Consider the following 25902-nt stretch of genomic DNA (forward strand, 5'->3'; position numbering starts at 1 on the left):
GGTTTACTCCTGTTCCGGGTCGCGTAAGTAATAGCCTACACCGCGTCTTGTAACAATCCAGCTTGGATGGCTTGGTGTATCTTCAATCTTTTCACGAAGGCGTCGAATCGTTACATCAACGGTTCGTACATCACCGAAGTAATCATAGCCCCATACAGTTTGTAGTAAGTGTTCACGTGTCATTACCTGACCGATATGTTTTGCCAAGTAATACAGTAATTCAAATTCACGATGCGTTAGTTCAATTGTAGTACCACGCTTTTGAACGAAGTATGCGTCCGGTTGGATGACCAGTTGTCCTACAGTGATATCATTCGTTTCTTCTTCCTGGTCCTCTGCGATCGTTCTTGCATGACGACGCAAATTAGCCTTAACACGAGCAATTAATTCTCTTGTTCCGAACGGCTTGGTTACATAATCGTCTGCGCCTAACTCAAGCCCTAAAACCTTATCAATTTCCGAGTCCTTTGCAGTCAGCATGATGATAGGGAAATCATGTTTTTTCCGTACTTCTCTACACACCTCCATGCCGTCGCGTTTAGGCAGCATGATATCTAGAAGCATAAGGTCTGGCTGGATTTCTTCTACGCGATTAATGGCATCCTCACCGTCATATGCACAAAAGACGTTGAAGCCCTCCTTTTTCAGATTGAATTCTATGATGTCTGCGATGGGTTTTTCATCGTCTACGATAAATATTGTTTTATTTTGCATGAATTTTTCCTTTCTAGCCATAATTGGCAATGAATTTTAGACGTTGTACACTTATACGGCACAACGAACACTTAACGATCTTTTCTATGGGTACAACCTTATTCTAAAGCTGAAATATATCATTCCATATCCTTTAACTCTATCATGATTTGTGTGAATTCGCACTTTTTCAGATAGGGGTGGCTAGCTTGGAACGATGAAAAAACAGCACGCTCTTTCTACAGTCGTAGAAGAAGAGCGTGCTGTTTTATTCGTAAGACGGAGGTGATTCATGCTGACTCCAGTCAATATTAAGAAATTTATTGTATTCCTTTGCAAATGCCAAGGTAACAGTACCAGTTGGGCCGTTACGTTGCTTGGCAATAATGATTTCAATCATGTTTTGCATTTCAGTTTCTTTGTCATAGTAGTCTTCCCGGTAGAGGAAGGAGACGATATCGGCATCTTGCTCAATACTTCCAGATTCCCGAAGATCGGACATCATAGGGCGCTTATCTTGGCGTTGCTCTACTCCCCGTGATAGCTGAGATAGTGCGATGACTGGAATTTTCAATTCCCGCGCCAAGGCTTTCAGTGAACGGGAGATCTCAGATACTTCTTGCTGACGGTTATCACTGCCACGTCCGCTTCCCATGATCAGCTGCAAGTAGTCGATCATGATCATACCTAGACCGTGTTCTTGTTGAAGTCGTCTGCATTTTGAACGTATTTCATTGATACGGATACCTGGGCTGTCATCAATGAAAATTCCTGCATTGGATAACGATCCCATCGCCATAGTCAGCTTGCGCCAGTCATCGGCTTCAAGATTCCCCGTACGAAGCACTTGCGCATCTATGTTTCCTTCTGCACAGAGCATACGCATAACGAGCTGTTCCGCTCCCATCTCGAGACTAAAAATCGCAACATTTTCATCTGTCTTGGTTGCCACGTTTTGCGCCACGTTCAACGCAAACGCAGTCTTACCGACGGAAGGACGAGCCGCCACGATGATCAAGTCATTACGTTGGAAGCCTGCTGTAATCTTATCCAAGTCACGGAATCCGGTTGGAATACCCGTTACATCACCTTTACGTGTATGCAATAATTCAATATTGTCATACGTCTCTACTAGTACATCTTTAATATGACGGAAGTCACCTGCGTTTTTTCGATTGGATACTTCCATCATTTTCTTCTCGGCTTCACCAAGTAAGGCTTCTACTTCGTCTTCCCGGGTGTAGCCATCTTCCACAATATCAGTTGCAACGCGAATCAATCTGCGCAACAAAGCTTTTTCTTCCACAATGTTTGCATAATAGACAATGTTTGCTGCAGTCGGAACCGCGTTGGCAAGCTCTGTAATATATGAAATGCCCCCGACGTCTTCGAGCTCATTTTTCACTTTGAGCTCTTCGGCGATTGTCACCAAATCGACTGGTTGACCTCTGTCGTTCAATACAAGCATGGTTTCGAAAATCTTTTTATGCGCGATCCGATAAAAGTCTTCCGGCAACAATATTTCAGATGCGGTAATCAGTGCCTGTGGCTCTAAAAATATTGCCCCAAGAACCGACTGCTCTGCTTCGTTGTTATGCGGAGGTGTGCGCTCGATCATCTGGTTCAAGCTATTATCTCCTTATCATTCTTCTGTAACATGCACTTTAAGTGTAGCTGTTACATCAGGGTGCAATTTGATCGGAACATTTGTAAAGCCAAGTGCACGGATTGGCTCAGGTAATTCCATCTTACGGCGGTCAACTTTAATTTTGTTTTGCTTTTCCAACGCTTGTCCAATTTGTTTGGACGTAATAGAACCAAATAGACGACCGTCTTCGCCAGTTTTTGCCTGTAGCTCTACAGTCAGCTTTTCAACTTGCTCTTTTAATTCTTTAGCTTCTGCCAACTCTGCAGCTGCATCTTTCTTCTGACGTTCCTTCTGGCCTTGCAACTTACTTAAATTACCTGGCGTTGCTTCAACCGCTACATTATTTTTCAATAAAAAGTTTTGTGCGTAGCCTGTTGAAACCTCTTTCACTTCACCTTTTTTACCTTTTCCTTTAACGTCCTTCAAAAAAATAACTTTCATCATTCATTTCCCCTCTCTACGTATTGATCTAGTGTATTCTTTAACAGAATTATGGCTTCATCTATTGTCTCTACACCTAATTGGCAGGCCGCGTTTGTTAAGTGACCGCCACCACCCATGTCTTCCATTATGACTTGAACATTCAACTCACCTAATGAGCGGGCACTGATACCAATTTTCCCGTCATCACGCTTCGCGACAACAAAGGATGCTGAGATGCCTTGCATCGTTAGGAGGATATCTGCCGTTTGAGCAATCAATACGGAACTATGCACAACGTCCTCTTGCCCTTTCGCAATCGCAATATCTCCATTCCCTGCAAATTCAACAGTCTCAATCAGTTTTGAACGTTCAATATATGTCGTGATATCTTCTTTCAATAGACGTTGCACTAGTATCGTGTCTGCGCCATGCGTTCGCAAATAGGAAGCAGCTTCGAATGTCCTAGCACCTGTTCTAAGTGTGAAGCTTTTCGTATCCACCACAATCCCTGCAAGCATGGCAGTGGATTCCAGCATCGTCAATTTTTCATTTTTCGGCTGATACTCGAGCAATTCAGTCACAAGTTCTGCCGTAGAAGACGCGTACGGCTCCATATAGACGAGCACAGTATTATTGATAAACTCTTCACCGCGTCGATGATGGTCGATCAATACGACTTTCTGCGCCTTCTCCAGTACACGTTCTTCAATAACCATGCTTGGCTTATGCGTATCGACTATAACGACTAACGAACGCTCTGTCATCAATTCCAATGCTTCTTCAGGCATTAACATATGATCATATAGTTCCTCATCTTGCTGTACCTCATCCATCAGACGACTGACGCTAGCATCGAGCTGGTCAAAATTAACAACAACGTATCCTTCTACACCGTTCATACGCGCCATCTTACGTACACCAATCGATGCACCAATGGCATCCATGTCCGGCATTTTATGACCCATAACAAAGACGCGGTCACTATCCTGGATTAAATCACGTAAAGCATGTGAGATAACGCGTGCACGCACACGCGTACGTTTTTCTACTGGGTTTGTTTTACCCCCATAGAATTTCAGTTTTCCGTCATGGTGCTTAATTGCTACTTGGTCTCCGCCACGTCCTAGAACCAAGTCAAGACTCGACTGTGCCAGCTCACCAAGCTCTGTAAGCGACGTTGTTCCTGTACCTACCCCAATACTCATCGTAAGAGGTACGCTATGTTTAGACGTGTTCTCACGAATCGTATCAAGCAATGCAAACTTGGTTCTTTCTAATTGTTCAAGCGTCCCTTCGTTAAACACTGCTAAAAAGCGTTCAGATGATATTCGTTTAACAAATACTCCATACTCATCCGCCCATTGGTTAACTAAAGACGTAACAAGGGAATTCATCTGGCTTCGTGTTTGATCATCCATCGTCTGAGATAGTTCATCATAGTTATCAACCAATAGAATTCCAATTGTCGTTCTATCAGCATAATAAAGGGATTGAATCTTCACGCGCTCCGTTACGTCAAATAGATAGAGTAACTTTTCTTCGGGCTTAAAGTACACACGATATGAGCGATCATTTAATACGATAACGTCTTGCTCACTGTCTTCTTTAATTACTTGACGGAATGATTCGTTCATCTCGTAAAGTTGTGATCCAATCCAAGTTTTGTCTGGATAGATAGAGTTTATAAATGGGTTGACCCATTCAATTAATTGCTTATCATTGAGCAAGATAATCCCAATGGGTAATTCCAGTAACGCTTCTTCCCCTACCTTTTTCATTCGATAGGATAGGGTCTCTATATACTTCTCGGTTTCCAGATAGCTATCATTCTCTACTTTCCAGGCAACTCCAAGTGCGAGCGCATAGGCGAGCGCAAAAAATAGGCCAACCCAAAAGTTCAATAGCATCAGGAGTACAGAACCTACTCCCCCAAGCAGTGATAAGATGGCTAGTGGGATCCGTATCGCTCGTTTTTTATAAAATATATTCACTGTCTCATCTCCTACGCTCTCTTGTCTTTATCTATCCATGTACGAATGTTAATGGCGATATCCAAAACACCTAGCATAACGGTGAAGGGACTGAGGAACATGGCAAATAATGTAGCTAGCACATTGACGATCAATGGAAGCTTCATCTTGCGCAATGCATAATAAATCAGCGCCAAACCTTGTAAGAAGAATAAGAATCTAAAGATGAGAATGGCATTTGCCTCCATTAGATAAAATGTCGTCCCTTGTTCCGGTTGCGATAAGATGGAAACCAATAGCAACACTAGATAGGCTACTACCGTTGCAAATGGTAGGCGCATGTTAAGGAAAGAGGCAAATTTAGGAACTTCAAAACGTAAGCGTTTCGCTACCGCTAAGATGGGCATGATAAACATATAGGCCACCACGAAGGTAGATAAAATAAACAGCGAAGGCACAATGGTTTGATAATACGTAAACGCCTCTGCCACAGTCCGTTCCATATCCTTCGTTGAACTTCCCATTCCAGAGAGTATTACAAACGCTTCTTGCTGTATAGCTTCAAATTGTTGTAGCAACTGTTCAATCGGATTAATTTTCATGAACCAGACAGTACCGAGATACAATAAGCTTAGTGAGATGAGCAACGTGACGCCTGTTGCCATAAATACATAAAGCTTTGTCTTGCCTGTCCGTACAGTATCTCCAATTATGAATCCAACTGCGCTCAATACAATTGCTGCTGGAATGGAAAGTAATCCGCCAATCAATAATGTGATAAGCCATGTACACACAGCAACCATCAGCGTGGAGACTCGGTCATAACGCAAACGATAAATCGTAATGGGCAATGGAACTAGCAATATTGTCAATAACCCAAGTAATGGCACGTACAAAGTCATTGCCAGTAATATAGCGAAGAGTGCTACCATCATCGCACCATACGTAATTCTACTTGCTTGATCTTGCATATTTACGCCTCAATTCATTCATTGCTTCTTTTGCCACCAATCAGTAATTAGGAGACAAAGTGTTACATTCCTTAATTCATATAAAGCTACATTCATCCTTCTAATTGTATCACGATTCGATGTGAAATCAAAAATACAGGCAGTTGTCGTTTCCAGCAAATTGGATATGTAGTGAATAATCTACTATTGCATTTTGTATAAATAAAAAACCACCACTGACTGAGTAACTCAGTCAGTGGTGGTTTATATATTACCGCTCTTCAGATACGAACGGAAGAAGTGCCATAATGCGTGCACGTTTGATTGCTACCGTCAATTTACGTTGGTATTTAGCGCTTGTACCAGTAACTCGACGAGGCAACATCTTTCCGCGCTCAGAGATAAACTTCTTCAACAAATCTACATCTTTATAGTCGATGTGTGTGATGTGGTTAGAAGTAAAGTAGCAAACCTTACGGCGTTTGCGACCTCCACGACGTGGTGCCATAATTGTTGTCCTCCTTCCTATTTACGTTATCAAGTGAACCGTTCTATCAGAATGGCAAGTCGTCATCTGTTACTTCAATCGGACCGCCGCCTGGTTGGAATGGATCATTATCGACACGTGTCATATTTTGCTGATTCGGTTGGTAGGATTGCTGGTTATTGTATCCTTGTCCCTGGTCTTGAGAAGGTGCATTATACGAAGGTGCTCCACCACCATAAGATGGTGTCTGCTGCCGTTCTGTATTAGAACTCTTCGGCTCCAGGAATTGAGTACTGTCCGCAACAACTTCTGTCGTGTAAACGCGCTTACCGTCTTGACCTTCGAAGCTGCCCGTCTGTATACGGCCATCCACTCCAGCTAGACTTCCTTTTCGTAAGTAATTCGCGATATTTTCAGCCTGTTTACGCCAAGCAACACATGTGATGAAATCGGCTTCTCGCTCTCCTTGCGCGTTAGCGAACGCACGGTTCACTGCAAGTGTGAAACGAGTTACAGCGATTCCAGTCTGTGTATACTTCAGCTCAGGATCTTTTGTTAATCGACCAACTAAAACGACACGGTTTATCATTCAGAATCAAACCTCCCTCATCATAGATTTTTACATTTTATATCAGATTACGCATCTACACGAATTGTCATATGACGAATGATACCTTCGTTGATGTTCGCTAGACGTGTAAATTCATCGATTGCTTCAGCACCAGCGTTAGCAGTTACTAATTGGTAGTAACCTTCACGTAAGTCGTCGATTTCGTAAGCAAGACGACGCTTGCCCCACTCTTTCGACTCGATGATTTCCGCTCCGTTTGAAGTTAGGACAGTATCAAAACGTTCAATCAACGCTTTTTTCGCGTCCTCTTCAAGAGTTGGGCGCATAATGTACATAATTTCGTACTTTCTCATCAATAGTCACCTCCTTATGGACTTGGGCCCTACTTTTACAAGTGGGCAAGGAGTAAGTAAATTTAATATTACTCACATCAGTACATGTTATCACAACGTAATTGAAATATCAACCCCCGATATACTATACTGAATGGAATAAGGAGTGATTTCATATGGAAGAACAACAGCCTGTGATTGTCGAGCTCGATTTACAGAAAATAGCGAAGCAAAGTCTTTGGCTCACTTTACTACCGCTCATAGGACTAGTATTAATTCGCAGTCTGCTACAAGGTGAAGTCTCTTTGACATTTTCAGTATGGTATGTTGTCTATGCTTTGATTGGATATATTTTATTAATTATTATACATGAGTTTTTTCATTTGCTAGGTTTCCGTATTTTTTGTAATGTGCCATGGAAGAACATGGCGTATGGTGTCAATTTGAAGATGGGTGTTGCGTACGCTACTGCAGATCAGTTGATGGACAATAAAGGTATTCGCAAAGCGTTATTATTACCATTTTGGATGACAGGTGTGTTGCCTGCTGTTCTGGCGTTGTACTTTAATGATGGCGTGCTGTTGCTGTTAGGTGCGATGCTAATCGGCGGAGCTGCCGGAGATTTTGCTATGTATAAGGAGTTAAAGAAGTTTCCGGATGATGCACTAGTGAAGGATGATCCCGAGTTGCCTAAGTTATATGTTTATCCAGCTCAATAAAGTGAAGAAGCTGGCAGTAGGAGGGAAGCAGCCCAAGATTGTGCCCCCGAAAAGCGTACGCTGGCTGGTGTTGCAATCCCCTCGTACTCACTAATTAACTTTCTACTACTTATCTCCGTAATTCTTAAACTTTGCTAACTCCAAACCAATAAAAAGGCTGATTCTCACGGGGAGAATCAGCCTTTTTGTATTATACGTTAAAGCGGAACAGCATAACGTCGCCGTCTTTAACGATGTATTCTTTACCTTCCAAACGAACCTTGCCGGCTTCTTTAGCCGCTGTCATGGAACCGTGCTCCACTAAGTCGTCGTATGCTACCGTCTCTGCACGGATAAATCCGCGTTCAAAGTCGGTATGGATTACGCCAGCACACTGTGGTGCTTTCATGCCTTTGCGGAATGTCCATGCACGAACTTCCTGCACGCCTGCCGTGAAGTATGTTGCAAAGCCAAGTAAGTTATACGTCGCTTTAATCAACTGATCAAGACCTGATTCCTTGATACCTAACTCTTCAAGGAACATTTCCTTCTCGTCATCTTCAAGCTCAGCCATCTCTTCTTCGATCTTCGCACATACTACGATTACTTCTGCATTGTCCTTCTCTGCAAAGTCACGAACTTGTTGTACATATGGGTTATTATCTGCATCTGCAATTTCATCTTCTGAAACGTTTGCAACATACAACATCGGTTTGATCGTCAACAAGTGCATGCCTTTAACGACTTGAAGCTCATCATCAGTTAATTCAACGGAACGAGCTGCCATTGCATTTTCAAATGCATCACGTAATTTCAGTAGAATTGGCTCTTCTACCATCGCTTCTTTGTCTTTTTGCTTCGCCATTTTGGAAACACGCGCCAAACGCTTATCTACGCTTTCCATATCCGCTAGAATCAATTCTAGGTTAATGACTTCGATATCATCGATTGGACTTACTTTTCCTGATACGTGCGTGATGTTTTCATCCACGAAACAACGGACAACCTGACAAATTGCATCTACTTCACGAATATGTGATAGGAACTTGTTACCGAGTCCTTCACCTTTACTTGCACCTTCTACGATTCCTGCAATATCCGTAAATTCGAATGCAGTCGGCACCGTCTTTTTTGGTGTGACAAGCTCAGTCAATTTATCCAAACGCTCATCTGGCACCTCAACGATTCCTACGTTCGGATCAATCGTACAGAACGGATAGTTCGCTGCCTCTGCTCCTGCCTTTGTTATTGCATTAAATAAAGTGGATTTCCCAACGTTCGGAAGACCTACAATCCCAGCTGTTAACGCCATTATTCCCACACCTTTCTTATCTATCCAAAGCTTACATTATTCGTTAGTCAACCATTTCATTATAAGGACAATGCGTGAGATTGTCCATGTGCTGTCACGACTCGTTCTTTAGCAGAACCTTTTTCATCTTTTTGGCGAATTCATTACGCGGTATCATGACGCTGTGTCCGCATCCTTCACATTTAATCCGAATATCCGCGCCCATCCGAATAATCTTCCATGCATTCGTTCCACATGGATGTTGTTTTTTCATCTCCACCACGTCATGCAAATTAAACTCTTTGTCCGCCATCATATGAATCCCCTTCCTTTTGTTCATCACGGATCACCATTTTTGGATAAGGAATTTTAATTCCATTCTCATCCATAAACTTCTTCAAGTCTTGACGAAGTTTGCGACCTACGCTGAAATTGGCTACCGGCTCCGTTTCTGCAGCTATACGCAAAAGGATTCTGGACGGTTCCATACTTTGTACGCCCAATACTTCCGGAACTCCAATCACTTCTGAATAACGATCTTTCGGCAATCGTTTCAAGAATTCCTTGATTAATTCCTCTGCGCGATCAATATCCGTTTCATAGGATAACGCAAGATCAAGCAATACCATGGAATTGGTAACAGAGTAGTTGACAACTTCACCTATTTGTCCATTCGGGACGGTATATAACTCTCCACCATACAATGCAATCTTTGTTGTACGGAGACCAATTTCCATGACCGTTCCTTCACCTGAGTTAATACGTACATAATCCCCTACTCCAAATTGATCTTCGAAAATGATGAAAAACCCTGAAATGACATCCTTTACTAAACTTTGAGCACCAAAGCCGACAGCCAGACCAAGCACGCCTGCACCTGCAAGTAGACCTTTTGCGTCTATCTTGAACTCTGTCAGAACGGCTAGTATAGCGGCGAAATAGACAATGTATTTCAATGCGTTTTCTAAAAGTTTGATCATGGTCTTTTCACGTCGTTCTGTTTTGCGCATCGGACTTTTCAACTTAATAGCGAAGAATCGCCTTATTAATACTTGCCCTACTTTTACTACTACACCTGCCACCACAATAATCAAGAGAATGCGAATAGCAAAAATTCCAGTAGAGAGCCAAAAGTCAGCACTGAATATCGTATCTTTTACTTCTTGCATTGCTGCTTCTAAACCTTTTAGGCTTTCTTTCGCTTCTTCTGTAGCAGAAGTTGTTGCCATTGAAAGAAATCCTCCTTTCGTATAAACCAGTTCGCCCAAGGATATACTGCACAGCAATACCTGAGCAGAATACTCTTCAGCGTAAATAATCACAAAGGACTGGTGTCATCCTATGTATAGAGCTGAATCCTCTTCCTATCATTACCGAATTTCCAGTAAAGAAACCGGTGTCGTGTGGAAATTAAGTTCTTACTTCGCGCAACATATACCCTTCAAACAGCAACCAATCATATTTTATTGTATTGGAACGGATCGCTCTACCGGCGACTCGCTTGGTCCGTTGACCGGCTCTTACTTGTCTGAACTAAGTCTATTCCCTTACAAGGTAGTCGGCACGTTACGAGACCCTTTGCACGCGCTTAACCTGCAGCAACGTATCGAGTTAACAAAATCCATGTATCCCGATGCATTCGTAGTCGCAATTGATGCATGTCTAAGTAAAAAGGACGCAGTTGGTGATCTATTGTTTCATAGCGGACCTATTGCACCTGGCAAAGCGGTTGGTAAGGAACTACCACCTGTTGGCGATGTATCAATCAAAGGAATCGTTAATATCGGTGGATTCATGGAGCAAGCCGTCTTACAAAGCACTCGGCTACATCTACCGTTTGAAATGAGTCGTATGATTGGTCGAGCCTTGCAACTAGCACATCATCGTCAGCCATCAAAAGGCGTATACAATCGTTACGATGATCGCAACTACACCAATCCCTGGGATGAAATTAGCTACCCTGATTTTCGTCAAGCCGATTAAATTTAATCCGATTGCCGCAATCATTAAGCCACCTGTAGCGGTCATTTCAGAGATGAATAACTCCATTAACTCATCAGGGACAAACCGACTGAGGAATGTAGCTAGGAAAGTTATACTTCCTTGATAAATGAATAGAGGTACGGCTGCAAAAGCTACACCTATTCCTAAAGTGGAACTAAAGATAATGGAAGTAAATCCATCCAAGATTCCTTTCATTACCAATACATTGTGATCATTACGCAGACCACTATCAATAGCACCGATGATTGCCATGGAGCCTACGCAAAAGAACAACGTAGCCGTTACAAAACCTTGAGCAATTCTCGGCCCAGCCTTTTTGGTAGGTAACTTTCTTTCAATCCAATGCCCCAATTGATTAACCTTTTGATCAAGATCAATTATTTCACCAAGAATTGCACCTATGACTATACTAAGAATGACAATGACAATTTGTGTTGTTTCGAATGTCATTTGCAATCCAATAGCTACGACAGCCATACCAATTCCATACATGATCGTTTCTTTCATTCGTTCTGGTATTGCGTATAAAAACCTACCAATTAATGTACCCACTATAATCGTAAATACATTAAACAGCGATCCAAACAATATCATGATGTCACGTCCAAGTTCTCTTCAAGAATAAAACCTATTTTGCAATGAAAGCAAAATAGGTTTTTGTATCATCGCTCTGCGTTCAATAATTCAAGAATACGTTCGAAGTCTTCATCCGAATGAAACTCGATTTCAATTTTACCTTTTTTCTTGGTTTTTTTGATATTAACATTCGTACCGAATTGCTCACGCAATGTAGTTTCTTGGGCTTCAATAAATATATCTTTTTTCTTTTCCTTTTTTGTTTCACGTGGAACATCTTCATTTAAACGTTGTACTAGTTTCTCTAATTGACGGACATTTAACCCTTCCGTCTTAATCTTTTCAGCAATGGCTAAGATTTGTTCTTTTTTACGCAAACCAAGAAGCGTACGGCCATGTCCCATAGATAGTATTCCTTGGGAAATGTCTTTCAAGACCTTTTCGGGTAACGCCAGTAAACGGATATGGTTGGCGATATGTGGTCTACTTTTGCCTAGTCTAAAGGCAAGTTGTTCTTGTGTTAACTCTAGACTTTCCATCAAGTTTTGATAGGCTTCCGCCACTTCTATTGGTGATAAATCTTCACGCTGCAAGTTTTCAAGAATAGCCATTTCCATTGATTGCTCATCTGTTAGATCACGTACAACGGCTGGAATTTCCTTTTTACCTGCCAATTCAGAAGCTCGGAATCTTCTTTCCCCTACTACTATTTCATACTGCGTCCCTACACTTCGTACAATAATAGGTTGTAGAACGCCATGTTCCTTGATGGATTCGCTCAATTCAATCAAGGACTCTTCATTGAATTCTTTACGTGGCTGGTATGGATTGACTTTAATACTTTTCAGGCGTAAAAGTTCTACCTTTTCCAATGACTCTCGAGGAAATAATGCATTAAGACCTTTACCTAGACCTTTACTCATTCTCCACCACTTCCTTTGCCAGCTCTAAATATACTTCCGCACCTTTGGATCGTGGATCATATAATATAATGGGCTTACCATGGCTCGGCGCTTCGCTTAAACGAACGTTACGTGGGATGATCGTTTTGTACACTTTATCTTGGAAGTATTTCTTTACTTCTTCAATAACTTGAATACCTAAATTCGTACGTGCATCAAACATCGTCAATAATACCCCATCGATATAGAGCGATTCATTCAAATGTTTTTGAACGAGACGGACTGTGCTCAGTAACTGACTAAGTCCTTCGAGCGCATAATATTCACACTGCACGGGAATGATGATGGAGTCAGAAGCCGTCAGTGCATTCAACGTCAAGAGACCAAGTGATGGCGGACAGTCAATAATGACATAGTCGTAATCATCTTTAATATCTTGAATTGCGTGCTTCATGCGAACTTCACGTGAAATAGTGGATACTAACTCAATTTCAGCTCCTGCAAGTGAAATGGTCGCAGGAACAATTTCAAGATTTTCGATATCCGTTGGAAAAATAACATCTCGTACCGGTACATCGTCGATTAAAATATTATAAATACAATCTTGCACGTCGCCTTTGTTTACACCGACTCCACTCGTTGCATTTCCTTGTGGATCAGAGTCAATTAAGAGCACTTTTTTGCCTAAATGGGCAAGGCATGCGCTTAAGTTTACAGAAGTCGTCGTTTTGCCGACTCCTCCTTTTTGATTTGCTATAGCAATAATCTTACCCACTCTTGCACCTGCTTTCTTTCCTAATTCATTTATCTTAATAGTACACCAAAATTTTACTAGTTGCTTCTTATGTTTAAAATACCTGACAAAAAATGTGTTCTATGTGGTCTATTTCAGTTTATCATCTTCACTGTGCGAACTCTATTGATATATAAGAAAACTCTTGCTAGTATGTCAGCAAGAGTTTTCATACGTCACTTTTTACATATCTTTACCGTGATTGTGTAGTATTCTTCGGAATCTACTTCTTCGGATTCTACTTCAATCCCACTCTTGGCCATTAGTGCCAGTGATTCGCGCAACGTATTTACTGCGATACGAACATCCTTACTAACAGCTTTCTGTCGAGGTCCGCGCTTTCTTGCAGGTTGCACTTTCTCAACTGATTCAGTTGGGTACAAGATCTCTTTAATCCTAGCTTCCAGATCTTTAACGTTATATTGATTCGTTTTGATCTCTTCCAACACTTCCATCTGAAGTGCGGATTCCTTTAAAGGTAATAATGCACGTGCATGACGTTCAGATATTTCTTTTTTCAAGATTGCTGTTTGAACTGGTTCAGGCAACTTCAACAAGCGCATCTTATTCGCAATGGTAGACTGCCCCTTACCAAGTCTTTGTGCCAATGCTTCCTGTGTCAATTCATGCAGTTCCAGTAAACGTTCATAAGCATGTGCTTCCTCAATTGCCGTCAGTTCCTCGCGTTGCAAGTTCTCAATTAAAGCAATAGAGGCCGTCTCTTTATCATCCAGGTCCCTTACAATTGCCGGTACTTCTGTCCAGCCAAGCTTACGCATCGCACGATATCTTCGTTCCCCAGCAATGATTTCGTATGATCCGTCCTCTTTTGTACGAATGACAATTGGTTGAATGACGCCATGTGTATGAATCGTTCTAGCAAGTTCTTCAATCTTTTCTTCATTAAAAATTGCCCGTGGCTGGTATTGATTCGGTATGATTGTATCAATACCTATCTGTGCTACCTTCTCCAGATGCTGAACTCTAACTTCTTCTATCGTAGCCATCTTTTCTCCCCCACCAAAAAAACGCGAAAAAGTACTTTTCAACCTCTGCACCACCTTTTCGGAACTATTCCCTCTTATCTCTTCTATACAATTGTTTCACGTGAAACATTCCCCTAAATCAGTCTGCTGTAATCGGTGTTTTATTAGGCACACCTGGTTTTCTTGGGTATTTCTTCGGTGTCTGCTTCTTCTTTTCAAAGACAAAAATATGGCGTTCACTATTTTCTTCCGGTAAAAGGAATGCATGTTCATTCTGTAAAACTGCCCCTAGTAGTTTTACAGCACGTGTAGCATCTGCCATTTCGTTGGAGGCGTCTGCACCTTTCATGGAAACAAAGAGCCCCCCCTGTTTGGCAAGTGGAATACAGAGTTCCGACAATACCGACAAACGTGCTACTGCGCGCGCAGTCACTACATCAAACTGTTCACGATACTTCGGATTACGACCGAACTCCTCTGCTCTTGCATGGACGAATGCCACTTTTTCAAGCTTTAATTCACTAGCTAAATGGTTTAAAAATGTAATACGTTTGTTCAAGGAATCTACAATCGTTACGTGAAGATGTGGATAGATAATCTTTAACGGGATACTCGGAAAACCTGCGCCCGCTCCTACATCACAAATTGATTCATACTTCGTGAAGTCTACGTAAAATGCACTTGTGATGGAATCATAAAAATGTTTTAGATATACAGAAGGTGCATCCGTAATAGCCGTTAGGTTCATCTTTTCATTCCACTCAACGAGTACTTCAAAGTAACGTTTGAACTGTTGTTTCTGCGTATCGGACAATTCAAAGCCTTTCTCTTGTAGCGCTTCGTAAAACTGTTCTTCCGTCATGTTCTCATTCCTTTTCAAGAAGACTGACGCACCTAAGCGCCAGTCCTATACTCACCCGGATACTTTCGCAATCTTTCCTTGTTCAATATAGACAAGTAAGATCGAGATATCTGCTGGATTGACACCCGAAATACGTGATGCCTGTGCTATCGACAACGGCTGGACTTCTTTAAGATTGGCCTTTGCTTCTTTGGCAATACCTGAAATTGCATCATAATCAATATTTTCAGGAATCCGCTTATTCTCCATCTTCTTCATTCTTGCTACTTGTTGCATAGACTTCTCAATGTACCCTTCATACTTAATGAAGATCTCAACTTGCTCTGCCACTTCATCGCTAATTTCTTCAAGAGGCGGAACCACTTTGCATAATTCGCTGTACTTCATTTCAGGTCGCTTTAATAAATCAGCTGCCTTCATTGGTTCACGAAGTGCTGCTCCACCTGCTTCAGCGATAATTGCTTGAACTTCGTCTGTCGGTTTAATTGATATCTTGCGTAAATGTTCAATCTCCGCATCGATTTGTGCTTTCTTCGCCAAAAACTTCGTATGGCGCTCTTCACTAATCATTCCATTTTGATAACCTATCTCCGTCAAACGCATATCGGCATTGTCATGTCGTAATAATAGACGATATTCAGCCCTTGACGTCAATAGACGATACGGTTCGCTTGTACCTTTAGTGACAAGGTCGTCGATGAGTACGCCAATGTATGCATCACTTCGACCCAGCACAACTTCTTCCTTGCCAAGTACGTTGCATGCTGCATTGATTCCCGCCATCAGTCCTTGTGCTGCAGCTTCCTCATATCCGGATGTTCCGTTGATTTGGCCAGCTGTGTACAAGTTTTTAATCTTTTTCGTTTCTAGCGTCGGCCATAATTGTGTAGCAATGACGGAATCGTACTCAATTGCATAACCTGCACGCATCATTTCAGCCTTTTCAAGTCCTGGTACACTTGCGATCAAGCGATGTTGTATATGCTCGGGAAGACTTGTTGACAATCCTTGTACATATACTTCCCTAGTATTACGACCTTCAGGTTCGAGGAAAATCTGATGACGTGACTTGTCCGCAAAACGCACAATCTTATCTTCAATGGATGGACAATAGCTTGGTCCTTTTCCTTTAATTACGCCCGAATACATCGGGGATAAGTGAAGATTATCATTGATAATTTCATGCGTTTCAGGAGTCGTATACGTCAACCAACATGGCAATTGATCCATGATGTATTCCGTTGTTTCATAGCTGAATGAACGCGGTACATCGTCTCCTGGCTGAATTTCTGTCTTGCTGTAATCAATTGTATTGCTGTTGATACGTGGTGGTGTACCCGTTTTAAATCGAACCGTCTGCAAACCAAGCTCCTGTAAATGTTCAGCCAGTTTGATTGACGGCATTTGGTTATTCGGCCCACTGGAGTATTTGAGATCTCCGATGATGACTTCCCCGCGTAAAAATGTACCCGTTGTAATAATAACGGTCTTCGCACGGAATATTGCGCCAATCTGTGTCACAACGCCTTTTATTTCATCATCTTCTACGATTAATCGCTCGACGACTGCTTGGCGAAGTGTCATATTCGGTTCCTCTTCCAGAATGCGCTTCATTTCTTGCTGATACAATACTTTGTCTGCTTGTGCACGTAAAGCACGCACTGCTGGACCTTTCCCTGTGTTCAATAAACGCATTTGAATATGCGTCTTATCTATGACTTTTGCCATCACACCGCCAAGTGCGTCTATTTCACGCACTACAATCCCTTTTGCAGGCCCTCCCAAAGAGGGATTACATGGCATGAAAGCAATCATGTCTAAATTCATTGTTAAAACTAATGTCGATGCGCCCATCTTGGCTGATGCGTAGGCTGCTTCTGCGCCTGCGTGTCCAGCACCAATGACGATACAATCGAACGTGCCTGCTTCAAATTGTGGCATGTTCGTTCATCCTTCCCATTTATAAAATCATTATTTTCCGAGGCAGAACTTTGAGAACAACTCTTTAATTAAACTATCTTGAACGGTATCTCCGATGATTTCACCGAGAATTTCCCACGTGCGTGTAACGTCTATTTGAATCATATCAATAGGAACTCCTGCTTGTGCTGCTTGTACTGCATCGTCAATCGTATTACGCGCCTGCTTTAGTAACGAAATGTGGCGGGCATTGGATACATACGTTAAGTCATTAGATTCCAATGAACCTTCAAAGAACAGTGCAGCAATCGCTTCTTCCAACTCATCAATACCTTGCTCTTGCAGAATGGAAGTAGTAATCACGCGGTCTCTTCCTGCCAATTCATAGACTCGATCCAGATCAATTTTTGCTGGCAAGTCTGTTTTATTGACGATTACGAGCATGTCCATACCGGCAACAGCTTCAAATAATCGCTCATCTTCATCTGTTAACACTTCAGAACTATTCACCATCAATAAAATGAGATCCGCCTCTTTCAGTACCTTCCTGGAACGTTCCACACCAATCCGCTCGACAATATCCTCTGTCTCCCGGATTCCTGCAGTATCGACAAGACGCAAAGGAACTCCACGAACATTGACATACTCTTCTATAATATCACGGGTAGTGCCCGCAACATCCGTAACAATCGCTTTGTTTTCCTGCACTAAGCTGTTAAGTAACGATGATTTTCCAACGTTTGGACGTCCTACAATTACAGTAGATAATCCTTCACGCAAGATCTTCCCTTGTGATGATGTACGCAATAACTCATCAATCTCATTCATTACCCACGTTCCTTTTTCAATCATCAAAGGAATTGTCACTTCTTCAACATCATCGTATTCCGGATAATCTATATTAACTTCCACTTGTGCAAGTGTTTCGAGTAATGCCTGTCGCAATTCGCCGATCAAGTGGGATAGTTTCCCCTCCATCTGATTCAGTGCAACGTTCATGGCTTTATCTGTTTTGGCCCTGATCAAATCCATAACTGCTTCGGCCTGGGATAAATCAATCCGGCCATTAAGAAATGCTCGTTTAGTAAACTCGCCGGGTTCTGCTAATCTAGCCCCCTCTGTCAATACCAATTGGAGTACTCTATTGACTGAAGTGATGCCTCCGTGACAGTTGATCTCCACAATGTCTTCGCGCGTGAAGGTCTTTGGTGCTTTCATGATCGACACCATGACTTCCTCCACTAATTCTTCAGTGGCGGGATCGTGCAAATGTCCATAATGAATTGTGTGCGATGGTTGTTCGCAGAGTGGTTTCGCCGCTGGTGACTGGAATATACGGTCTGCAATCTTCCATGCGTCATCGCCGCTCAGACGAACGATGGCAATCGCTCCTTCTCCCATGGGAGTGGAAATGGCGGCTATCGTATCAAAATGCAAGTTTTTCACCTTCCTGGCTTCGTTGTGCACATGTGCATATCTTTTATAGCGAATACTACTTTCTAACAACCTATATTATCATAAATCGTCGGAATCTCCTAGCACGCGAATTTAAAAAAGTGTGGATAAATTCAGGAATTTTGAACCAAGCGTCATGTTAATTTATCATGTGCTAGCAGTCGACAAAGAACACTGTCGTTTCAAGATTTCTCATGTAGAAACTTTCTGAAAAGATAATATAGGAGCAAGAAAGTATGCAAGAAATCTAAAGAGTATTTGAGTGACTTACATGTGTATTGAGAAGGGAATTTACGCTCCAGACAGGACACGATCGCCGGCTAGAAGTGAAAGTTCCTAGCGCACAAAAGGTCATTCTCTACTTATACGCACTAAAAAACCCCGTAGAAGCTTCCACGGGGTTCGTTTTATTCGATTCCTTTGATGACGATGTGTCGGTATGGATCTTTTCCTTCAGAGAATGTCTCGATATCGAGTCTAAGTGATAATGCGTTATGGATGACCTTTCTCTCGTAGGACGGCATTGGCTCCAGTGCCACTTGACGTTTAGTGCGCACTGCGCGGTCTGCCATGCGATCCGCCAGCTGTTCTAGTGACTGCTCACGGCGCTCACGGTAATCCGCTACATCAATTCTTACAATCTTGAATTGCTTCGTTACTTTATTGGCGACGAGCTGCGCTAATTGCTGGATTGCATTAAGCGTTTGCCCTCTTTTGCCTATTAAGAACGCTGCCTTTTCACTCTCTAGCTGGAAGTTAATGTACTTCCCTTTTGTTTGATATGTGATGACTAAATCTTCAATACCCATTCCTTCAGCCATCTCTTCGATGTATCGCTTAGTTTCTTCAATTGCTTCTTTTTCATTATAAGTCTTAGTTTCTTGTGCTGGTTTGGCTTCTTCATCCATCACAGGCTCTGCTTTGACCTCAGGCTGTTGAACAACTTCTTGAGCCTCAGTCACAGGTGATGGCTCTTTACTGTCATCCGTTAGCGTCTGTGCCGGTTCAGTGACCGGAGTGACTACAGGTTTAGGGTCAGGCTTTGATTTCTTCAATACAGTTACATGCACTTCGGCTTGTTTTGAGCCAAAACCAAGAAATCCTTTTCTACCCTTTTCCACTACCTGTACCTCTACTTCATCTCTTGTTACACCCAGGTCTTGTAACGCTGATTCAATTGCTAGCTCAACTGTTGCTGCCCTTTGTGTAAGTTGTTTCATTTCTTTTTCCCTCCCGCTTTCTCTACTTCGACGTTTTTCGGCTTATCGAACGGCTTATAGATGAAAATGTTTTGGAGCAATGAAATGATATTTCCGACAATCCAGTATAAAGCAAGTGCTGCTGGTAAGAATGAACCGAATACCATGATCATAAATGGCATAATATACATCATCATCTTCATTTGTGGGTTATCCATTGCAGGCCCTGTACGTAGAACGGTCAATTGGAACAACCCAGCAATGACAGCAAATAAAATACTTGGTGAACCAAGTGCAACTCCAAAGAAGTTACCCAGTTCAATTGTCGGCGTCGCATTCATCCGGCTGATCGCGTGATAGAAACCAATAAATATTGGCATCTGAATGATAACCGGTAGACATCCTGCAACTGGATTGATTTTCTCGTTAATCATGATCTGTTGCATTTCTTCTTGATACTTCTTCTGGGTCACCGCGTCTTTGGATTTATATTTCTCTTTCAACGCTTTCAGTTGCGGCTGGATTTCCTGCATGCGCTTCGAACTTTTCGTTTGTTGAATGATCAATGGAAGCAATGCGGTACGAATGATTGCTGTAACGACGATAATTGCCAGTCCATATGTACCTAACCACGATTTGAATTTCATAATCAATGTGACGAGTGGCCACACGATATATTCGTTCCAGATACCTGTGCTTTCGGCCGTGATCGGCTCCTTGAATTCGGTACAACCTGCCATGAAGACAGCGACTACAACAAGTAGTGAAAGGAACACTAATTTCTTTTTCAACATTTTTTCCCCCAAACAGTCGCAAGATCATTTATTAAGTTTTTTTCAGTGTAACATGACGGCTTTAATCGTTCTACATCTTAATGAGACTTTAACTTTACTTAAATACCTTTGCGATTTTTAGTACATGTCGCAGATTTTTCTTGGCCGTATGGAAATCAAGCGTAGCGGCTTGATTTCTCGCGATAATAACATAATCCAGATCAGGTTTGACCTCATCTTTCATTTCCAGGAACGATTGTCGGATGTATCGTTTAATCCGATTTCGTGTGACGGCATTCCCTACCTTTTTACTGACAGATAAGCCGATTCTGAACTCTTCCTGGTCTTCCTTCTTATAGGTATAGACAATAAACTGTCGGTTAGCAAAGGACTTACCTTTTTTAAATACTGTCTGAAATTCTTTATTTTTTTTAATTCTCTGGCTTTTTTTCATATTGGCACCTGCTTTAATTTTCTTCCGCCACAGTCTGCTGATCCTCTAATGGTAGAGACTTGGCAGTCACTAAGAAATAGTCCAATAGCTAAAAAAAAGACCACTGATGTCAGTGGCCTTATGCTGAAAGAACTTTTCTTCCTTTACGACGACGAGCTGCTAGAATTCTACGTCCGTTTTTCGAACTCATTCTTTGGCGGAAGCCGTGAACTTTAGCGCGTTTACGTTTATTTGGTTGGAATGTACGTTTCATTTCGTAAGACACCTCCTGCTTTGATTGTCTCTTTTCCTACTATGACAGTCTTGAATAGTATAGCCACCCAGTAAAAGAATGTCAATGTTTTTCTATTCCTTAGTTTAGGATCCGCACGCAATACTTTTAATTGCCATATAGACTTATCCACAATACTCCATGACGCCGCTCTGGATGAATTGTTAATGGATTAAAATTGTGGATTTCTTATACCGGCAATTGTCGACAAGTTTTTCACATATCCAAGCCTGTGGATAACCACTTTATGCACAGTTAACGGAGTTGTGCATAAATCATCAGACTCCTTGTCAATATTCATTTTCCCTGTTACAATTAGAAAGCTTTTGTTGTGTATATAATTTATAGCTAAAATCTTATCCACATATGTGAATACAGTGTGGATAGTTTTTTCAACATGTTTCGATAATATTTATCCACAGCCATGGATACTGTGTATAAGCGCATTCAGGGCTTTTTAATATTTTATTGTAAAGGAGGCACACGTTTGGAAAATCTATCGAGTTTATGGGAACAAGTATTGAAGAATATTGAAGCTAGAGTTTCGAAGCCTAGTTTTGAGACGTGGTTGAAATCAACAAAATTACTAACGTATGAAGCAGAACATGCAACTATTTCTGTTCCAAACTCATTCGCTAAGGACTGGCTTGAAACACATTACGTCCATCTAATAACAGGGATTCTATCCGAACTAACGGGTGAAGATCGAATTGTTGAGTTTATCGTTCCGCAAGACATGGCGGAGAACGATATTAAATTACCAAAGCCAGAGCCTAAACCAGTAGAAAGAGCGCCTATGGCCAATTCAGCTGGCATGTTAAATCCAAAGTATACATTTGATACATTCGTCATTGGGTCAGGAAACCGCTTTGCTCATGCTGCATCACTTGCAGTTGCAGAAGCACCCGCAAAAGCCTATAATCCACTCTTTATCTATGGAGGCGTTGGATTAGGAAAAACGCACTTAATGCATGCAATTGGTCATTATGTACTGGAACAAAATCCCGCGCTAAAGGTAGTTTATTTATCATCTGAAAAGTTTACGAATGAGTTTATTAACTCCATACGTGATAATAAAGCCGGTGATTTTAGGGACCGATACCGTAGCGTAGATGTGCTATTAATTGATGATATTCAATTCTTGGCAGGAAAAGAACAAACGCAAGAAGAATTCTTCCATACATTCAATACGCTGCATGAAGAATCAAAGCAAATTATCATTTCCAGTGATCGACCTCCAAAAGAGATACCCACACTGGAAGACCGTTTACGTTCTCGCTTTGAATGGGGACTGATTACAGATATTGCACCGCCTGATCTTGAAACAAGAATTGCAATTTTACGCAAAAAGGCTAAAGCAGATGGTTTAGTCGACATTTCAAACGATGTCATGCTATACATTGCCAATCAAATTGATACAAATATTAGGGAACTAGAGGGTGCATTAATTCGCGTCGTTGCGTACTCCTCATTAGTAAATGCAGATGTCACGACAGATTTGGCTGCTGAAGCATTAAAGGATATTATTCCAAACTCACGTCCGCGGATTATATCGATTCTAGACATTCAAAAAGCCGTCGGTGAGCATTTTAATATTAGATTAGAAGACTTTGTAGCGAAGAAACGAACACGTGCTATTGCATTTCCACGGCAAATTGCGATGTTTCTTTCAAGAGAGCTAACAGATTCATCACTGCCGAAGATTGGTTCGGAATTTGGTGGTCGGGATCACTCCACTGTCATTCACGCACATGAAAAGATTTCGAAACAACTTGATATAGACAAATCACTACAACAAGATGTACAAGATATTAAAAAGGTTTTAGGAAGAGCCTAAAGAGTTGTGGATAACTGTGGACAAGTAATGCAAGGTCGTCCACTTGTTATGCACATGTGGGAAACTATGATTCTCATACATTCAAAAGGCTTTTCCACATATCCACAGCCCCTACTACTATTACTACTATATTTAATTACTTAATTATTATTATATAAGCGAGGTATCGATATGCAGTTTGAAATTATGAGAGATAGATTATTGGATGGATTGAGTGATGTTATCAAAGCGATCAGTTCAAAAGTGACAACACCTATTTTGACAGGTATCAAATTAGAAATTACTGAAAAGGGATTGACGATGACTGGAAGTGATTCAGATATCACGATATCCACTTTCATTCCAGTAGAAGAGGATGGTACACAAATCATTCAAACGATCCAACCAGGTACACTAGTATTACAAGCAAAAGTATTCAACGAGATTATTCGTAAGCTCCCAACTAATGAAGTCATGATTGAATTACGTGATGGAATGAAAACACATATTCGTTCTGGTCAGTCTGAATTCCATATTATTGCCCAAAGTGCTGACGAATATCCCATTCTGCCAGATGTAAAAGATGCAGAACGCTTTGAAATGCCAGCGGACCTGATGAAATCGCTTATCCGTGAGACTGTATTTGCTGTATCTCAACAAGAAACGCGTCCAGTTCTAACCGGCGTTCAATGGATTATGAAAGAGCAAGAGTTGTATTGCATTGCAACTGATAGTCACCGATTAGCTAGACGTATTGTGACACCTGAAATTCAAGCGAGCTCACCATTCAATGCAGTCATTCCAGGTAAAAGCCTTCAGGAGCTCAGCAAAATATTACCCGACGACTCGACTGCAGTAGAAATCTTCATTGCCAATCAGCAAGTACTATTCAAGTTGCACAATGTCTTGTTCTATTCAAGACTATTAGAGGGCAATTATCCCGACACCTCACGTCTGATTCCAACTGAATACAAAACGTCCATTACAATTAATGGTCGTAATTTGTTGCAAGCAATTGACCGTGCATCTTTGTTAGCGCGTGAAGATCGGAATAATATTGTGCACTTCTCAACAGACGGTAGTCCACATGTGCAAATCTCTTCAAACTCTCCGGATGTCGGAAATGTAGAAGAATTGGTAGAAGCTGTGCATATCGAAGGTGAACCTTTGAAAATCTCCTTTAGTGCAAAGTATATGATGGATGCATTGAAGGCAATTGATGGTCAGGATCTTAAGATTCATTTTACTGGCAGCATGCGACCGTTCATCTTAAAATCAATTGATAGCGAAGCAATATTACAACTAATTTTACCGGTTAGAACGTTTTAACCCGTAACTATAGAAAATATCTTTTAAAAGGGTAGTCAACATGTTGGCTACCTTTTTACTTATTGCGAAAAGTTAGGTAAACTAGAGGGACAGAATATTTTAAGAGGGATTGATAAAAAAATGGAAACAGTACAGTTTAATACTGAATATATAACGCTTGGACAATTACTAAAAATGACGAACGTGATCAGCTCTGGTGGAATGGCTAAATGGTTTTTAGGTGAAAACGTCGTCTATGTAAATGGCGAACCAGAACAACGACGCGGTAAGAAACTATATGACGGTGATGTAGTAAATATCCCGGGTGCAGGAAAATTCAAACTGTCATTGGATGAATCTGGACAGTCGGATGCATATTGATCGGCTAAAATTAACGAACTATCGAAATTACGAATCTTTGGAATTAGAATTCTCTCCCACAATGAATGTCTTGATCGGCGAAAATGCACAAGGGAAAACCAATGTCATGGAGGCTATTTACGTATTAGCCATGGCAAAATCCCATCGCACGTCAAATGATCGCGAACTTATACGTTGGGAACAAGAGTGTGGTAAAATAGAAGGGGACGTCCAACGTAAATTTGGACATATGCCGTTAGAGCTGACGATTTCCAAAAAGGGAAAAAAAGCTAGAGTTAATCATCTGGAACAAAATCGTTTGAGTATGTATGTCGGCCAGATGAATGTAGTCATGTTCGCGCCTGAAGATTTGAATATCGTAAAAGGCAGCCCACAGCTGCGCAGGCGTTTTTTAGATATGGAAATTGGACAGATTTCGAGAGTCTATTTGCATGACTTGGTCAATTTCCAAAAGATATTAAAGCAACGCAATGCCTTGTTAAAAGCAAATCGAGGTAAATTGGATCTCCAGGATGTTATGTTCGATATTTACACAGAACAGTATATTCAAGTGGCAGTTCAAATTATTCGAAAACGTTTTTATTTCATGGAATTGCTACAAAAATGGGCAAACCCCATTCATCAAGGGATTTCACGTGGTCTTGAATCACTAGAAGTTTCATATGGGACTTTAAAAGATCTCCATTCTGGGCAGACTGCCAAAGAGATGGAAACAATATTTGCTGATCAGTTACAGAGTGTACGAAGACGCGAATTAGAACGAGGGCTTACACTGATAGGTCCACATCGTGATGATTTGCAGTTTTTTGTCAATGGGTACGATATTCAAACGTACGGTTCACAAGGGCAGCAACGGACGACTGCTCTTTCTTTAAAGCTGGCGGAAATTGAGCTAGTAAAGCAAGAAGTGGGCGAAACTCCGATTTTATTGCTAGATGATGTGTTATCGGAATTGGATGATTATCGACAATCACATTTATTAAGTACAATGCAAGGACAAGTACAAACATTTGTGACGACAACCAATATCGCAGGAATTGATCATAATACGATTCAGGAAGCAGCTATTTTTGAAGTGCATGACGGATCTGTCTCACGTAGAGAATAGGTCAGTACGGTTTGATAGGTTTGGAAAGGAA

Annotated in this window: 28 protein-coding genes; 6 read left to right on the forward strand and 22 right to left on the reverse strand. The window is 41.4% G+C overall.

Going from position 1 to position 25902, the window contains the following annotated elements:
* Positions 1-3: 3 nt before the first annotated feature.
* From yycF to rpsF, 8 genes are all read right to left on the reverse strand, one after another.
* Entirely contained in the window at positions 4-714 is a 711-nt protein-coding gene (yycF, locus tag CSV76_RS05615; protein WP_085427683.1) for a response regulator YycF, read from the reverse strand.
* Positions 715-961: 247 nt separating this feature from the next.
* The gene (dnaB, locus tag CSV76_RS05620; protein ID WP_369823290.1) at positions 962-2311 is read right to left on the reverse strand and encodes a replicative DNA helicase; all 1350 of its coding nucleotides are present in this window, start codon (positions 2309-2311) and stop codon (positions 962-964) included.
* 24 nt (positions 2312-2335) lie between these two features.
* Complete coding sequence (gene rplI, locus CSV76_RS05625) at positions 2336-2782, reverse strand: 50S ribosomal protein L9 (RefSeq protein WP_085132246.1); 447 nt, start codon at positions 2780-2782, stop codon at positions 2336-2338.
* Entirely contained in the window at positions 2782-4755 is a 1974-nt protein-coding gene (locus CSV76_RS05630; RefSeq protein WP_085427685.1) for a DHH family phosphoesterase, read from the reverse strand. The genes rplI and CSV76_RS05630 overlap by 1 nt, the downstream gene beginning before the upstream one ends.
* An 11-nt stretch (positions 4756-4766) precedes the next feature.
* Entirely contained in the window at positions 4767-5705 is a 939-nt protein-coding gene (locus CSV76_RS05635; RefSeq protein ID WP_085427686.1) for a DUF2232 domain-containing protein, read from the reverse strand.
* Positions 5706-5955: 250 nt separating this feature from the next.
* Complete coding sequence (gene rpsR / locus CSV76_RS05640; protein WP_029054370.1) at positions 5956-6192, reverse strand: 30S ribosomal protein S18; 237 nt, start codon at positions 6190-6192, stop codon at positions 5956-5958.
* A 46-nt stretch (positions 6193-6238) separates the two neighbouring features.
* Positions 6239-6760 (reverse strand): single-stranded DNA-binding protein, encoded by a 522-nt coding sequence (ssb, locus tag CSV76_RS05645; protein ID WP_085427687.1) that lies wholly within the window; start codon positions 6758-6760, stop codon positions 6239-6241.
* Positions 6761-6807: 47 nt separating this feature from the next.
* Positions 6808-7095, reverse strand: a complete 288-nt coding sequence (gene rpsF / locus CSV76_RS05650) for a 30S ribosomal protein S6 (protein WP_085132250.1) — start codon at positions 7093-7095, stop codon at positions 6808-6810.
* 155 nt (positions 7096-7250) lie between these two features.
* Between rpsF and CSV76_RS05655 the strand changes: the two genes are divergently transcribed.
* Positions 7251-7793 (forward strand): DUF3267 domain-containing protein, encoded by a 543-nt coding sequence (locus CSV76_RS05655; RefSeq protein ID WP_099624938.1) that lies wholly within the window; start codon positions 7251-7253, stop codon positions 7791-7793.
* Between the two features lie 190 nt (positions 7794-7983).
* Here the strand turns inward: CSV76_RS05655 and ychF are convergent, their stop codons facing one another.
* From ychF to CSV76_RS05670, 3 genes are all read right to left on the reverse strand, one after another.
* The gene (gene ychF / locus CSV76_RS05660) at positions 7984-9084 is read right to left on the reverse strand and encodes a redox-regulated ATPase YchF (RefSeq protein ID WP_085427688.1); all 1101 of its coding nucleotides are present in this window, start codon (positions 9082-9084) and stop codon (positions 7984-7986) included.
* Between the two features lie 94 nt (positions 9085-9178).
* A complete protein-coding gene (locus CSV76_RS05665) occupies positions 9179-9376 on the reverse strand; it encodes a DUF951 domain-containing protein (protein ID WP_083034454.1) in 198 nt (65 codons plus the stop codon).
* On the reverse strand, positions 9357-10292 hold the full coding sequence (locus CSV76_RS05670; RefSeq protein ID WP_099624939.1) for a mechanosensitive ion channel family protein: 936 nt from the start codon (positions 10290-10292) through the stop codon (positions 9357-9359). Before CSV76_RS05670 ends, CSV76_RS05665 begins: the two co-directional genes overlap by 20 nt.
* Before the next feature lie 112 nt (positions 10293-10404).
* Between CSV76_RS05670 and yyaC the strand changes: the two genes are divergently transcribed.
* On the forward strand, positions 10405-11046 hold the full coding sequence (yyaC, locus tag CSV76_RS05675; RefSeq protein ID WP_085427690.1) for a spore protease YyaC: 642 nt from the start codon (positions 10405-10407) through the stop codon (positions 11044-11046).
* Here yyaC and CSV76_RS05680 read toward each other — a convergent pair.
* From CSV76_RS05680 to rpmH, 11 genes are all read right to left on the reverse strand, one after another.
* Positions 10957-11661, reverse strand: coding sequence for a DUF554 domain-containing protein (locus tag CSV76_RS05680; protein ID WP_099624940.1), 705 nt, complete (start codon positions 11659-11661; stop codon positions 10957-10959). The genes yyaC and CSV76_RS05680 overlap by 90 nt on opposite strands.
* A 68-nt stretch (positions 11662-11729) precedes the next feature.
* Positions 11730-12566 (reverse strand): ParB/RepB/Spo0J family partition protein, encoded by an 837-nt coding sequence (locus CSV76_RS05685; RefSeq protein WP_099624941.1) that lies wholly within the window; start codon positions 12564-12566, stop codon positions 11730-11732.
* A complete protein-coding gene (locus tag CSV76_RS05690; protein WP_085427693.1) occupies positions 12559-13320 on the reverse strand; it encodes a ParA family protein in 762 nt (253 codons plus the stop codon). Before CSV76_RS05690 ends, CSV76_RS05685 begins: the two co-directional genes overlap by 8 nt.
* A 194-nt stretch (positions 13321-13514) precedes the next feature.
* Entirely contained in the window at positions 13515-14387 is an 873-nt protein-coding gene (gene noc, locus CSV76_RS05695; RefSeq protein ID WP_085427694.1) for a nucleoid occlusion protein, read from the reverse strand.
* Positions 14388-14463: 76 nt separating this feature from the next.
* Positions 14464-15186, reverse strand: a complete 723-nt coding sequence (gene rsmG / locus CSV76_RS05700) for a 16S rRNA (guanine(527)-N(7))-methyltransferase RsmG (RefSeq protein WP_085427695.1) — start codon at positions 15184-15186, stop codon at positions 14464-14466.
* Between the two features lie 51 nt (positions 15187-15237).
* A complete protein-coding gene (mnmG, locus tag CSV76_RS05705) occupies positions 15238-17127 on the reverse strand; it encodes a tRNA uridine-5-carboxymethylaminomethyl(34) synthesis enzyme MnmG (RefSeq protein WP_099624942.1) in 1890 nt (629 codons plus the stop codon).
* Positions 17128-17157: 30 nt separating this feature from the next.
* Complete coding sequence (mnmE, locus tag CSV76_RS05710) at positions 17158-18543, reverse strand: tRNA uridine-5-carboxymethylaminomethyl(34) synthesis GTPase MnmE (protein WP_085427697.1); 1386 nt, start codon at positions 18541-18543, stop codon at positions 17158-17160.
* 425 nt (positions 18544-18968) lie between these two features.
* Positions 18969-19781 (reverse strand): RNA-binding cell elongation regulator Jag/EloR, encoded by an 813-nt coding sequence (gene jag / locus CSV76_RS05715; RefSeq protein WP_085427698.1) that lies wholly within the window; start codon positions 19779-19781, stop codon positions 18969-18971.
* Positions 19778-20554, reverse strand: coding sequence for a membrane protein insertase YidC (gene yidC, locus CSV76_RS05720; protein WP_199170428.1), 777 nt, complete (start codon positions 20552-20554; stop codon positions 19778-19780). The genes jag and yidC overlap by 4 nt, the downstream gene beginning before the upstream one ends.
* Before the next feature lie 94 nt (positions 20555-20648).
* Positions 20649-20987, reverse strand: a complete 339-nt coding sequence (gene rnpA, locus CSV76_RS05725) for a ribonuclease P protein component (RefSeq protein ID WP_085427699.1) — start codon at positions 20985-20987, stop codon at positions 20649-20651.
* A gap of 118 nt (positions 20988-21105) precedes the next feature.
* Entirely contained in the window at positions 21106-21240 is a 135-nt protein-coding gene (rpmH, locus tag CSV76_RS05730) for a 50S ribosomal protein L34 (RefSeq protein WP_029054388.1), read from the reverse strand.
* A 505-nt stretch (positions 21241-21745) separates the two neighbouring features.
* Here rpmH and dnaA point away from each other — a divergent pair.
* The 4 genes from dnaA (at position 21746) to recF (ending at position 25871) form a co-directional block, all read left to right on the forward strand.
* Entirely contained in the window at positions 21746-23095 is a 1350-nt protein-coding gene (dnaA, locus tag CSV76_RS05735; RefSeq protein WP_085427700.1) for a chromosomal replication initiator protein DnaA, read from the forward strand.
* Between the two features lie 171 nt (positions 23096-23266).
* Positions 23267-24403, forward strand: a complete 1137-nt coding sequence (gene dnaN / locus CSV76_RS05740; protein WP_085427701.1) for a DNA polymerase III subunit beta — start codon at positions 23267-23269, stop codon at positions 24401-24403.
* A gap of 120 nt (positions 24404-24523) precedes the next feature.
* The gene (gene yaaA / locus CSV76_RS05745; protein WP_085427702.1) at positions 24524-24763 is read left to right on the forward strand and encodes a S4 domain-containing protein YaaA; all 240 of its coding nucleotides are present in this window, start codon (positions 24524-24526) and stop codon (positions 24761-24763) included.
* Positions 24753-25871, forward strand: coding sequence for a DNA replication/repair protein RecF (gene recF / locus CSV76_RS05750; RefSeq protein ID WP_085427703.1), 1119 nt, complete (start codon positions 24753-24755; stop codon positions 25869-25871). Before yaaA ends, recF begins: the two co-directional genes overlap by 11 nt.
* Positions 25872-25902 lie beyond the last annotated feature (31 nt).

The organism is Sporosarcina sp. P17b (genome assembly GCF_002743115.1).
GTDB classification, from domain to species: Bacteria; Bacillota; Bacilli; order Bacillales_A; family Planococcaceae; genus Sporosarcina; species Sporosarcina ureae_C.